Here is an 11,693-nt window from a genome sequence, read left to right on the forward strand (position 1 = left end):
CTGACCCCGTGATACACACAAACCCTTACACGCCCACTACTTCATAGTGCGTGAGACCTAGGGACGACCGTAAGGCTAAAAGAGAGTGTACGCTCGCATCATGCACTCCCGCACACTGGTGAACCATGGCGAAAAAGAAGTCCGAGTCCGCGACGGCCGAAAATACGGCCCCCGCCGACGCCCCGAAGGCCGATAAGCCCACGCAAGTTGAGGCGGTGAAGCAAGCGATAGCGGCCGGAAAGGGTATGCCGAGTGACGGCGTCAAGTACGTCAAGGACACCTTCGACATGGAGCTGACGAATGGGGCCTTTAGCACCCTGAAGACCAAAATCAACAAGGGTGCAGGGACGTCGCCGGGCAAGCGCGGCCGCCCGCCCGGACCGGCGAAAGCACCGGCCGCGACGAGCAAACCTGCCGCCACACGCGCGGCCGCTCCGGCGAACGGCAAGCCGCACGGGACGAGCGGCCCTGTTGAACTGGCGTGGGCCGTGAAGCAGTTGGTCAAGCAGTACGGGGTGGAGTCGGTGAAGTCGATGGCCGACGTGTTCGCGTCGTGACGCTGGGATTCCACCCCGCGTCCCGTCCGCTCACTGCCCGACGTGTCTCGTTCGGGCAGGCTCCGATTTGGTGCTTTGTATTTCGTCACTTCTTCACCGGTCTGCTACTATCTCCGGTCGCTTCCGCCGAGTTGAACCCTTCTTGCTGCGCCCCGCGCGGCAGGGGCACATGCAACGCGAGTCATTCTGCGCGACCCCCATGCGGAAGACGGCCGAGACTTCCGTTCCTCGTTGACAGTGGGTCGGCCCGTTCGGGTTCCCTCCTCGATCCGCTCCACGTGCTCGCGGGCCGGCCCGAACTCGTCCCCACCCGCTCGCGCGACGCGGGCACGCGGAGCCCGCCGTCCCGCGCTGCGACGAGGGCGGCGAACGCCTCCCGGCGGCGCGACGGGCGGGGGGACCGTGCGGGCCTTCTGCGTCGCCCGCATCCGCGTGCCCCGCCTCGGGACCGCTCACGCGTCCCTCACGCCCCGGCGGCCGCCCCGTGCGACCGGAGCGCCTCGTCGAGCCGGTCCGGGCTGAACCCCATCAGCACCTCGCCCCCCACGCGGATCACCGGCACCCCGGTCGCGCCCATCTGCTCGAGTTCGGCGACAGCCGCCTCGTCCGTGGCCACGTCCCGCTCCCGGAACGGGACGTTGTGGCTCCGCAGGTACGCCTTGAGCCGGTGGCAGTGCGGGCAGGTGGCACTGGTGTACGCGACCACTTCGGCAGACATGTTCGCCTCCTCTCCTGGGTTTCCGCCCCCCCCTGGCGGGGGGCCGACAGGCAGGGAGACGCAAGCCCGGTGCCGCCGGGAACGGTCTGTCCGGGCGTGCCGATGTCCCCGACCCGGCGCGTGATGCCCCCGGGGCTCGTGTCGGGGCAACAAGTGACGTGAGGGAAGCGGCGAATAGGGCCAGTGTCTGCGGACGCACGGTTCCTGAGGCCCGCGATAAGCGACAAAGGGTTGAGTTGGGGGGAGCCATAAAAAAACACAACTTAAAAAGCCCACGGCGGGGGCCGCTGTGGCGTCGGACGCCTCCCTGGAACGTCCAGCACGGTCAACGTGTCACAGCCGGGGGGATCCGGAGGGCCTCGAGCCGGTCGCCGGCGAGGGAAAGGCCCGTGGTGGCGGGATTGCAGGTCCGTCGCCGGACGCGGGCGCGAGGCCGACGCACCACGCGTCACGTGTTCGGGAGGTTCCCCGTCCTGGCCGGACCCGGCGTGCACCACCACGGCGAGCCGGTAGCCGCCCGCCCCGGTCCGGTGACCCGTTGCCCCCGGCACCCGGCCGCGCCGATCGACCCACTCTCACCTCGGAACCGACTCTACGCGGCCGGCCATGCCGCCCACTGACTGAGGGCACTAACCAGGGCGGCCGGGTCGTGCGCGTACAGCCCGTGCCCGTCGAGCAGCCCCTCGGCCGGGGGCCACCAGGGTCACCGTACCGGAGCCCGGGGCGTCGTGGTCCCGCTCCTCTGCCGCCATCCCGGCCGCCCGGTACTCGGCGTCGAGCGGCGGCCCGCCCTCGACGGGGATGCCGCACGCCACCAGGTCCACCGCCTCGGCGAGCCGGGTCAGCCGCGGCATCCGCTCCAGCCCCCGGCCCCGGGTCCACAGCCACAGCCATGTCAGGGCGTCGTCGGGCCGCCCGGCCGGGTCGGACCCGGTCACCCCGACCGACACGAACGCGGCGTGCGGGCACGGCCCCCGCCGCCCGCCGGCCACCCGGCACCGTACCCGGGACCGGCCCCCGCGGTCCAGGCCGCGACGCGGTGTCGCACCCGCCGGTGCACCGGGGTCGGTTCCCCACTTCACGTACTCCGTGTCCGTGTCGCCCCGGGCGTGCGCCGGGTTGGGGTAGTGCATCGCGTCGCACGACTCTGCCCGTGAGCGCGCCCCCGGCGGACCCGGCGTCGGTCCCCGGGACCGAGTCACAGCCAGGAGGTGTCGGTTCCGTGTCCCGTTGGACCGGCCCGTCGTGGGAAGTCGAAGCGATAGAACTCCAATAGTGGTTTTGATACACGCGGCCGCCGTGCGCCTGTCGGGAGGGTGGTGCCGAACCTGTCGCCGCGAACCCGGGCGGTCGCCCTGTGGGGACTTGAGGGGCTCGACCTCCGGGCCGCCCTGGTGGAGGCGCTCGCCGGTGCCGGCCTCCTGCCGCTGCCGGTCGACGAGGCGTACGAGGCCGGTCGCAAGTTCGAGCAGCACGAGTCGGGCGCGTTCGACCCGGCCCACCCGGGCTCGGTCCGCTCCGCCCTGTACGCCGCCGGCCTCCTGGTCTCGTTCGACGCCGAGTCCGACGAGCGGCCGAGCCCCCACGACAAACTGGTGATGCGGTTCGGTCGCCACTCCCGCGGCGGCTTCTCGCCCGAGTGCGCCGTTCAGACCCCCGGCGAAGAAGAGGCCGACGACGAAGACCGGGACGACGAAGAAGACGAAGATCCCGAAGAGGATGCTGTAGCCGACACGTTCGACCCCGACGGCCCGCTGCGGGTGCGGTTCGTCCACGCCGGGCGGGTGTACGAGTTCGACCCCGAGAACTTCGGCGACTGGTACGACGTGGCGGCGGTGGTCGCCGCGGTGAACCTCGCGGTGGCGGACGGCGGCCGCCCGGAGCGGTTCCTGGGGATCGAGACCGGCGGCCAGGCCGCCGAGTTCGTGTTCGCCGACCCGGCCCGGTTCTTGCCGGTGGCCCGCCGCCTCGCGCTCCCGGTCCGGCGGGACGCAGTCGCCGAGTAACAGGCCCCAGGCACCGCAACGGCCGCCGGCCCACGCCGCGGCCACTGCCCCCAGCGGCTCCGAGGGCGGGCGAAGTTCTCGCGATTGCGGAGTCGGGGCGAGGAGCGTCGCGGGGGGACCGACCGACGCCGCATGAGTACGCCAGAGGCGATGCCTCGTCGTCCTCATGAGGAGGCAGTGGGTCTGCTACCCGAGCGTGACACCGTCGGCGGCCCACTCCGTGACCGCCGCCCCCTCGTACCACCGGCCGGCCAGCCGGTACTCGTCGCGGACGCCCGACGTCGCGGCGGCGCTGGCCGACCCGCGGGCCGGGCGGTCGCCGGCGGCCGCCCACGGGCCGGCGTAGTAGTCGGGGGCGAGCCGCTCCAGCGTGAGCGTGACGGGCATCCCGCCGCGGACCAGTTCCAGCCGGAGCGTCCCGCCGTCGAGTCGCGCACACGTCAACACGCCGGTGGTGCCGTCGGACCACCGCACGGGGCGGCAGGCCGGGGACGAAGTGGGCGTCCGGGGCATCGCGTTGTTCTCTCGGCTGTTGGGATTCGGGCGGGTCGGGTGCCCGACCGCCTCGGCTCGACTTCGGGAATCCTGACGCACACGAGGTCCGCAGCGCCACAGCCGACAGGCCAAGGGCCAGGCGGTCCGCCCGGCGGGGCCGTCGTACGGCCCACAGGCCCCCGCCCGCCGAGGCAACGTCCGGGGTTACGGCGCAGCGATCCGACGACACCCCGACTCCGACAAGGGGCGTCGGGGTCGGCCCACTCAGCCCGGACGTGCGACACGCCCGCACCGCCCGGCTACTTGTTCGCGGGCAGCGGGTAGAACATCAACATCCTCGTCCCCAGGGCGGCCAAGGTCTCGCCGTCGGGCGACGCGATCACCGCGCGGGCGCTGGACAGGCGGACCCGGGTGACGGGTTCGGCCGCGGCCGGGTCGTAGACGTCCACGGTCATGCTCGACCAGAACGTGTTCCTCCGCTCCGGAACCGGGTGGTCCTGCAACGCCTGGACCACCGCCAGCCGCGGCGACCCGAACGGCGGCGTGCGGTTCCGGCCGAACGGCGACTCGACGGCGGTCCGGCTCGCCTCCTTGCCGGCGGCCAAGTCCCACCGCACCAGTTCCACCTTCGACTCCCCGCGGACGACCGCCGCCACCCACCCGGCCCGGTACGCGACCTCCCGCGGCCCCTGGGCGTCGCCGCGGGGGCCGTTCGCCACCAGCGCCGCCTGCGTGCCGGTCGCGGCGTCGATCAGCCGGTGCCCGGCGTTGTCACTCTGGACGACGTACCGGCCGTCCGGGGTGAACCCGACGAGTCCGTAGGTGTCGACCGCCGCCGCCCACCGCTCCTTCCCGTCGGAAACCGCGAACGCCCGGACGGCCAGCGTCTTCCGCCCCCCGCCCCGGGGGTCGTCCGCCCACGCGACGGTGGCCACGAACTTGCCGTCCGGCGACAGGGCCGCGTTCTCGCCGGGCACCGCGGCCACTTCGGCCCAGCCGCCGGCCCTCTTCTCGTAGACGTGGGCCGTTCGGGCCGGCGCGTAGTCCGAGTACGCGAGCCGCGTGCGGTCGGCCGAGAAGCTCGGGCGGGAGCACGTCTCCTTCGGTCCCGACACCCCGGGGACGTCGCTCGTCTTGCCCGTCGTCAGGTCGAGGAGCCGGCAACGGCTGCCGAACTTGGGATCCTCGGTCAGGAACGCGGGCCAGACGGTGCCGTCGGAGCTTCCGGGCGTGTCGAAGCCCCCGAGCGGGTCGCCCGTCCACTGGGCGACCGGGGTGCCGTCGGCGACCGACCACAGGGTCCACGGCCACGGCCGCAGCCGCACGTCGGCCGGATCCTTACCGACCGGGACAACCCACCCGAGGAACGCCTTGCCGTCGGCCGAGAAGACGCCGTTCTGTACCTCCCCGAGGGCCTCGACGGTCGCCCGCGGCCGCGCCAACTCGGCCCGCGGGTCGGGCTGCCCGACCACGACCCCGGTCGCCACGACGACCCACATGACTCGCATCGCAAATCTCCGTGAATCTACCGTCCGCGGGAGTTGTATCGGGTGGGGTGTTGAGGGTCACGGCCCGGCGGACGCCTTCACCCCTCTGCCGCCCGCCGTGACCGCCGCGGGCGAGAGCGTATTGAGCAATGGCCCGGCACGCCGATGTTGGCCGCCACCTCGTCTCGCACTGTGATTGGTTCCGGAGTCAGGCATGCCGGTGTTTGCCGGTCATTTAACGATGTCGCCGGTGGCCCGCGACCACGGGAGGTAGTCGCTCTCGACCCGGAACCGCAGCCCGTGGTCCCACGCAGGCGCGGCGTCCGACGACCGCCCCGGTCGGGGCGGTCGTGCCTCGCCCGCCTCCCGAGAGAGTGCATGAACGGCCGACATGGGGTGACCTGATGTACCGCGGCCGGGTCGCCGACGTTGCCCCGCACCGCTGGTCCTCCGGTCGCCGGGGGTCCCGCGCCGCACCCGTCGCACGGGACTACGAACCCACCGGACGGCACCGCTTGGCCGGCCGGGGCGGCCAGAGGCGGCCTGGTTAGTAGGTCGGGACGGTCACCGAGAACCCTCGGTACGCGAACCACAGCTTCGGGTGCGCTCCGAGGGGCGGCGGGCCGGCCGAGATGAGAAAGTGCGGGCCTGCGGCCCGTCCCACCCGACGCTGCTCTTCTGCACCACCGCCCACAGCTTGTCCGCCGGGCCGCCGGGGAACACGTGGGTCACGACCTCGGACACCTGCTGCGGGATGTCGACCGCCCACACCTGGTTCTTCCATCCGCCGCCGGCCCGGACGATGACGTGGTCGGGGCCGAACCACTGCACCCCGGTCTCTTGTGGGTCGCTGGTGACGACCGGCCTGAACTGTGCGAGTTGTTTTCCGGTGCGGGCGTCCCACACCACCGCGAGAATCCCAGTCGGCTTTCCCGCACCGAGGTAGAACAGCGCCGCCAGCCGCGTGCCGTCCGAGCGAAAGCACGCCGGCCCCGCGACGTACGGTCCGTCGGCCGGTACGGGGTCCGTCCTGCCCACCCGGGTGCCGTCGGTCGTGCGGTACAGGGCGTACCCGCGGCCGTCGAATACCGCCACCGTCTGGCCGTCCGGTGTTGCGTCGAGCCCACAGGCGCGGTCTTTGAACCACTGCGAGGGGATCGTCTGGGGCTTGAGCGCCCCCGGGACCGACAGGAGTTTGGTTTGGTCCGCCGGGGACCAGACCGCGAAGCCGCCGGTGCTGGTGAACGTCACGAACTTGTCCGCCGTCAAGAACCGCGCGGCCACGAAGTCGGAGGTGCGGGCCTTCGGGTCGAAGTGGGGCCTGAACGACGCCGCCGTGCGGCCGTCGGCCACCGTGCACAGGTCCACGGCCTCCCCCTCGAGGGACGCGTTGGCGCGGGCGATGGCGAGGTGCCGGCCGTCGGGGCTCAGGGAGAAGCCACACTCACGCCTCTCGCCGGGAAGGTTCACGGTGCCGATGGCGCTTCCGGTGTCGAGCTTGATGACCGACACCCCGTGTGACACGTGCTTGTCGTTTGACGCCACGCCCACGTACCCGCGCTCCCCGCCGGCGAACGCGGCGAACCCTGACGACCCCGGGACGGGGACCGCGGTCGGGGCCGGGCCGAGAACCGCCGGCGGGTCGATGGTCTTCGGGACGAGCTTGCCGTTCTCGATCGCCACGACCTTGACCCCGGGCCGGGGTCCGGGGTCATCGGCTGGGCCGACGTGCTACAGCCGGACGCGGCCACCGACGCAACGACGATGACCGAGAACGCCCGGGGCTGCCGCAGGCACCCGCCCCCGAGGAGGGGCATCGCAGGACGAGGAGGGGTCACAAGGCTGCTCCGCAGGGCACGCCGTGGGAGGTTCAACAGCAGGCCGGCGGCCTGTCCACCGCTCCCCAGTGGGAGGGGCCGCCACCCGGCCCGTTGTACGGCTTTCCGACCGATCGTCTCACCGATAAAGTGTTTTTGATCGCCTTCACACGTCAAGCTCGACGGAACCCGCTCATGATGCCATTGCTTCGACGCACGACGTGCGCGTGCCTCGCCCTGCTCGCCGCAGCCGCCGGATTGGCCCCGGACGACGCCAAGCCGCCGAAGCACACGGCCGAGCAGCTCAAGGAGACGAACGCCGCGTTCGCCAAGCTAGGCGTCGAGACGACGGCGTGGGCGTACGGCGGGGGGCCGATGTACTACCTGCCCGCCGGTGTGACCGACGCGACGCTGAAGAAGCTCCCGGACGTGCCGTTCGGGTACGCCCTGGGGCTCATCGGCGGCAAGATCACCGACGCGGGGCTCAAGGAACTCAAGTGGCACAAGACCCTCACGGCCCTGGACCTGGTCGGGACGAAGGTCACTGACGCGGGGCTGAAGGAACTCAAGGAGCTGAAGTTCCTCACCCACCTCCACCTGGACGGCACGAAGGCGACCGCGGCGGGGGTGAAGGACTACAAGGCACTGCTGTAGATCCGCCTGGCCAGTACCCCCACCACCGACGCAGACCTGAAAGCGCTCAAGTCCCTGGACCGGCTGTCGTACCTTGACCTGGGCCGGACCCGCGTGACGGACGCCGGGCTCAAGGAACTCGCGGCGGTCAAGTCGCTCGCCCAAGTGTCCCTCAAGGAGACGGCCGTCACCGACGCCGGGGTGAAGAAGCTGGGCGAGGCCCTCCCGAAGTGCAAAGTCGAGCGGTGAGTGTGCCGCCTGCGTGCGGACGCGGCGGCCGGTGTCGGATCTTCCTCCAGACCTGGAGCCCAGAACGCTCGGTAACCTGCCATCTGAAAAAAATGTGGCTCTTGCCGGACAGCAGGCGGACGGAGCCGACCCCGTTCCGCTGAACAGGTCACCGCGGCGATCGGCCGAGACGCCGCGGACCGGACGCAGTACCGCATACCCGCCGACGGAGTGGCAGTCTTGCGACTCCAAAGGAAGGTAACTGAGAGCAGCACGGACGGTGACGTAGGGACGTCCCGAGCAGCCGGGGCGAACGGGGCTGGAGTTGTGGTCGCGAGGCGGGTGGGCCGGTCCACAAAGGTGCTGGACATCAGGAAGTCCGAGACCGGAGGCGGACTGTTCGACGGGTACAACGCCGCAGAGACGGTCACCAAACTACGGATGGGCTCGGTGATCCCATATTGAGTACCCGCCGCAAGCGCTCCGTTGAGCGGCGCGTAGCCATCACCCGCAGCGCTCAGCCGGGGGCAGGGACAGGTCACCCAGGAACAAACACCGGTACGCACCCACCCGAACTTGTTCGCCCCCTTGTGGGACCGGCCGCTGGCGGCCCGGCGCGTGTCCCGGGTTGCCGCGTCTCCGCGGGTCGCATACGCCCACTCGTCCGGATTCGGACCTTCAAGCCGTGGGGCGACAGGTCGTCCGAGACCAGAGAGTGCAGCGAGTCCCGAAGGAAGGGAAGGCGGTCCTTGGCGGAGGGTGAGCGGTGCGCATAATGATCCCCGTCGGAACGCTCAGCTTTCCCCGAACCCGGACCACCCGTGCGAACCGCTCGCGTTTTTGTCGTGGCCGTTGCGGCCGCCCTGGGCTGCGGCCGGTCAAATGCCCCGCCTCCCCCACCGGCCGAGACCCCCGCCGTGACTCCCGAACCGCCGGCCCCCCAGCCCGAGAAGATCCAGCGGTTCGAGGTGCTGGGCCGGGCACCCACGGTCCCCGGCCACGACCCGACGCCGCCACCGGCCGACGCTCGACCGAGCCGGCCGCGGCCGCCGGTCGTCAACGACGCGTACGGCGACCCGCTCCCGCCGGGGGCAGTCCTGCGGCTGGGGACCGAGCGGGGGCGACCGCCACGCGGGTGGAACCGCGCTCTCCTCCTGCCGGCCGGGGACCGGGTGCTCGCACGGCACGCCCTCGAGCAGCCGCACTCGCTCCAGCACTTCACCCTGTACCGGGCGACCGACCTCACCCCGGTCGGCCCGCCCTTGCTCGCCGAGACCAGCCCCGGGCGAGAGTTAGGCGACCCCCTGTCGGTGTCGGCCGACGGCCGGCGAGCGGTGTGCCTGGACCTCAAGGAGTTCGAGGTCCACGACCTCACCACCGGCAAGCGTCTCCTCCGGGTGCCCCGGCCGCCGCAGTGGAGCGTGTCCCTGTCGGCCGACGGACGGCGGCTGGCGGTTGGCGGGTCGTACAAGGAGCGGCCGGGGGACGCCCCGGTCGAGTGCGCGGTGTGGGACGTCGACACCGGCGCGGTGGCGTCGCGGGTGGTGGTCGTTCAGAATGAGGTCGCGATCGCCACCCTGTCTCCGGACGGTAGGACGCTCGTAACCACCGGGTCGCACGCCGGTGGGAAGGGGGCCGGCCCGACCGCCAGCCCCGACCAGGTGACGCAGATCTGGGACGTCGAGTCGAAGGCCGAACTGGCCCGGGTCGATTGGCCGCGGTCCCGGACCGTGGTGTTTGCCCCGGACTCCAAGACGGTAGCCGTCGGCGAGTCCTACCCGGCCCAACTGTTCCTCGCCGACGCCCGGACCGGCAAGACGCTCCGCACCATGGACATCAAGCCGACCGAGGGCGGGCGGGTCGCCTTCTCGCGGGACGGGATGGAGGTCGCCGCCGTGTCGACCGTCGGTGCGGTCCGGTGGGACGTGGCGACGGGACGACGACTCGGGGCAACCCCGCGGCCGGCCGACTTGCCAGCCTCGGTGCCGGTTTACGGAGCCGCGTACGACGCGAGCGGCCGTCTGGTCGCGTTCGGAACCGAGTACCTCCGTGCCTTCACCTGGGACGCCGGGGCCGGCGTGGTGCTGTCACCAGTTGGTAGCGGGCATGACGCAGCGGTCCGGGGGGTCGCGTTCACGGCGGACGGCACGGAGGTCCGAACGGTCGCGGGCGACGGGCTGGTGTACCGGTGGTCGGCGGACGGGAAGCCGGTCGGGCGGTTCGACCTCCGCAAGCCGGGCGGCCCGCCGGTCGGGCTTCCGCTCCTCTCCGCCGGCGGGCGACACGTCGTAACGGAGACCGCACTGTGGGCGGTAGACGCGGGCACGGTCACCGACCTGCGGCCGGCGGCCAAGCCGCTGCCGTCCGTCCCCGCGGCGGTCCCGGCAGCCGACGGGGACCGGGTGGCGGTGCTCAGCCGGCCCACGGCCGACAAGCCCGGGTGGTGCCGGGTGTTCGACGCAAAGGCCGGGACGGTGACAACCGAGGTTCCCGTCCCGACCGGTGCGTCCCCCCCGGTCGCGGCGGTCCGCGGGGACCGGCTGGCCGTCGCGTACACCGTCCCCAACGGCACGAGGCACGACGCCGTGGTGACCGGGTGGGCGCTGCCCGACGGACGCAAGCTGGGCGAGTTCACCCTGCCGAACGGCGGGGGCGTTGGCCCGGGGAGTCTTGCGTTCGTCGGGGACCGGCGGACGGTCGTGGCGACCGGGTTCGGGCACGTCGCGGTCGTGGACCTGGAGACGGGCCAGAAGGTGCGGGACGTGCCGGACCCGGTGCGGGTGGCGTGCTTCGCGGTGGCCGCGAGCCCGGACGGCCGGCTGGTCGCGGTCGGGCACACGGCCCGGTACGAGCGGGCGGTGCGGGTGTACGACACCGCCGACGGGTCGGTCCGCGCGATCCTGAGCGGCCCGGACGTGTACCGACCGCCGGTGTTCGCCGACCGGGCTCCTTGGCCGCCGGCGGGGGCGATGGCGTTCTCGCCGGACGGGACCCGGCTCGCGGTCCCCGAACTGACGTCGGTAGTCGTGTGGGATCTCGCCCGGCTCGCCGAGAAGTAAGCGGGAGTCAATGGACCGCGCAAATGCCGTCGGGTGTCACAGTCCTGAGGGTCCAGATACGCCTGAACGGCCAAGCCCATCTACTTCGTCTGATCGTATCGAACTAAAACGGTGGCAAAAACCCCGAAGTTGATGCATGCGAGAAAGATCGCCACAGCAATATCGAGTAGGGTTCGAATGCAGGAAAGCGTTTGTTTTTGCAGTGTCGTGGCGAATGCGAAATGAAATTAATCCACGTCAGACAGCGCGAACACTGTCAAGAGGCACGCGGACCGATCTAATGCCACAATCCCCAAGTTGAATGATGGGCCGGAATAAAACCAGTCCGACTGGACTGAAAATAAGTACCACTCTACCGTGTTCGCGTATCTTTCAAGATCAGGAACAGATGAGGTGTGAAGATTGAGAATCGCGCCTAGAGACTGCCATGCGTGCAGCCTCCCAAATGCACCTTGGACACCCGCAAAGTACGAGCACCCGCCTGCGAGAGCGTGAAAAATATGCTGAAAAACTTTGGCCGGGGAAGCTGGAGAAATTACAAGAGTAAGTGAGATGACGCCCGTTAAGCATAGCAGTGGGAGACTGCGAAGCTGAGGAAGAGGCCGCTCTGCGTGCAGGAACGAGGGATCCACCTTAAACAGTAGTTTCCAGGATTCTGTGAGGGGTCAGGCGAGCAGTTTGCTTGGGTTGTCA

The 11,693-nt window shown here is 70.9% G+C and carries 11 protein-coding genes; 5 read left to right on the forward strand and 6 right to left on the reverse strand.

Going from position 1 to position 11,693, the window contains the following annotated elements; genetic code table 11:
- Positions 1-245 precede the first annotated feature (245 nt).
- Entirely contained in the window at positions 246-557 is a 312-nt protein-coding gene (locus ACTIGN_RS11425) for a hypothetical protein (protein WP_439623879.1), read from the forward strand.
- A gap of 463 nt (positions 558-1,020) precedes the next feature.
- Here the strand turns inward: ACTIGN_RS11425 and ACTIGN_RS11430 are convergent, their stop codons facing one another.
- Entirely contained in the window at positions 1,021-1,275 is a 255-nt protein-coding gene (locus tag ACTIGN_RS11430; protein ID WP_439623881.1) for a glutaredoxin family protein, read from the reverse strand.
- A gap of 629 nt (positions 1,276-1,904) precedes the next feature.
- Positions 1,905-2,408, reverse strand: a complete 504-nt coding sequence (locus ACTIGN_RS11435; RefSeq protein ID WP_439623883.1) for a hypothetical protein — start codon at positions 2,406-2,408, stop codon at positions 1,905-1,907.
- A gap of 186 nt (positions 2,409-2,594) precedes the next feature.
- On the opposite strand from ACTIGN_RS11435, the gene ACTIGN_RS11440 reads away from it, so the two are divergent.
- On the forward strand, positions 2,595-3,281 hold the full coding sequence (locus ACTIGN_RS11440) for a hypothetical protein (RefSeq protein ID WP_439623885.1): 687 nt from the start codon (positions 2,595-2,597) through the stop codon (positions 3,279-3,281).
- Positions 3,282-3,467: 186 nt separating this feature from the next.
- Here ACTIGN_RS11440 and ACTIGN_RS11445 read toward each other — a convergent pair whose 3' ends face one another.
- The 3 genes from ACTIGN_RS11445 to ACTIGN_RS11455 form a co-directional block, all read right to left on the reverse strand.
- The gene (locus ACTIGN_RS11445) at positions 3,468-3,794 is read right to left on the reverse strand and encodes a hypothetical protein (protein ID WP_439623887.1); all 327 of its coding nucleotides are present in this window, start codon (positions 3,792-3,794) and stop codon (positions 3,468-3,470) included.
- A 281-nt stretch (positions 3,795-4,075) separates the two neighbouring features.
- Positions 4,076-5,284 (reverse strand): hypothetical protein, encoded by a 1,209-nt coding sequence (locus ACTIGN_RS11450; protein ID WP_439623889.1) that lies wholly within the window; start codon positions 5,282-5,284, stop codon positions 4,076-4,078.
- A 543-nt stretch (positions 5,285-5,827) separates the two neighbouring features.
- Positions 5,828-6,946, reverse strand: coding sequence for a hypothetical protein (locus tag ACTIGN_RS11455; RefSeq protein ID WP_439623891.1), 1,119 nt, complete (start codon positions 6,944-6,946; stop codon positions 5,828-5,830).
- Positions 6,947-7,275: 329 nt separating this feature from the next.
- Between ACTIGN_RS11455 and ACTIGN_RS11460 the strand changes: the two genes are divergently transcribed.
- The 3 genes from ACTIGN_RS11460 to ACTIGN_RS11470 all read left to right on the forward strand — a co-directional run bounded on the left by ACTIGN_RS11460 (position 7,276) and on the right by ACTIGN_RS11470 (position 11,000).
- Positions 7,276-7,734 (forward strand): hypothetical protein, encoded by a 459-nt coding sequence (locus tag ACTIGN_RS11460; RefSeq protein ID WP_439623893.1) that lies wholly within the window; start codon positions 7,276-7,278, stop codon positions 7,732-7,734.
- 93 nt (positions 7,735-7,827) lie between these two features.
- Positions 7,828-7,962, forward strand: a complete 135-nt coding sequence (locus tag ACTIGN_RS11465; RefSeq protein WP_439623894.1) for a hypothetical protein — start codon at positions 7,828-7,830, stop codon at positions 7,960-7,962.
- An 896-nt stretch (positions 7,963-8,858) separates the two neighbouring features.
- Positions 8,859-11,000: a hypothetical protein gene (locus ACTIGN_RS11470; RefSeq protein WP_439623896.1), complete on the forward strand. Its 2,142-nt coding sequence runs from the start codon at positions 8,859-8,861 to the stop codon at positions 10,998-11,000.
- 227 nt (positions 11,001-11,227) lie between these two features.
- Here ACTIGN_RS11470 and ACTIGN_RS11475 read toward each other — a convergent pair whose 3' ends face one another.
- Complete coding sequence (locus ACTIGN_RS11475; protein WP_439623898.1) at positions 11,228-11,632, reverse strand: DUF6183 family protein; 405 nt, start codon at positions 11,630-11,632, stop codon at positions 11,228-11,230.
- Between the last annotated feature and the right edge of the window lie 61 nt (positions 11,633-11,693).

The sequence above is a fragment of the Gemmata sp. genome (assembly GCF_051859125.1).
Lineage (GTDB): Bacteria > Planctomycetota > Planctomycetia > Gemmatales > Gemmataceae > Gemmata.

What these genes read in the sequence shown, in the direction of transcription:
- ACTIGN_RS11450 (WP_439623889.1), bottom strand. Translation starts at nt 5,284, where the DNA reads ATGCGAGTCATGTGGGTCGTCGTGGCGACCGGGGTCGTGGTCGGGCAG.
- ACTIGN_RS11430 (WP_439623881.1), bottom strand. Translation starts at nt 1,275, where the DNA reads ATGTCTGCCGAAGTGGTCGCGTACACCAGTGCCACCTGCCCGCACTGC.
- ACTIGN_RS11445 (WP_439623887.1), bottom strand. Translation starts at nt 3,794, where the DNA reads ATGCCCCGGACGCCCACTTCGTCCCCGGCCTGCCGCCCCGTGCGGTGG.
- ACTIGN_RS11435 (WP_439623883.1), bottom strand. Translation starts at nt 2,408, where the DNA reads ATGCACTACCCCAACCCGGCGCACGCCCGGGGCGACACGGACACGGAG.
- ACTIGN_RS11425 (WP_439623879.1), top strand. Translation starts at nt 246, where the DNA reads ATGCCGAGTGACGGCGTCAAGTACGTCAAGGACACCTTCGACATGGAG.
- ACTIGN_RS11460 (WP_439623893.1), top strand. Translation starts at nt 7,276, where the DNA reads ATGATGCCATTGCTTCGACGCACGACGTGCGCGTGCCTCGCCCTGCTC.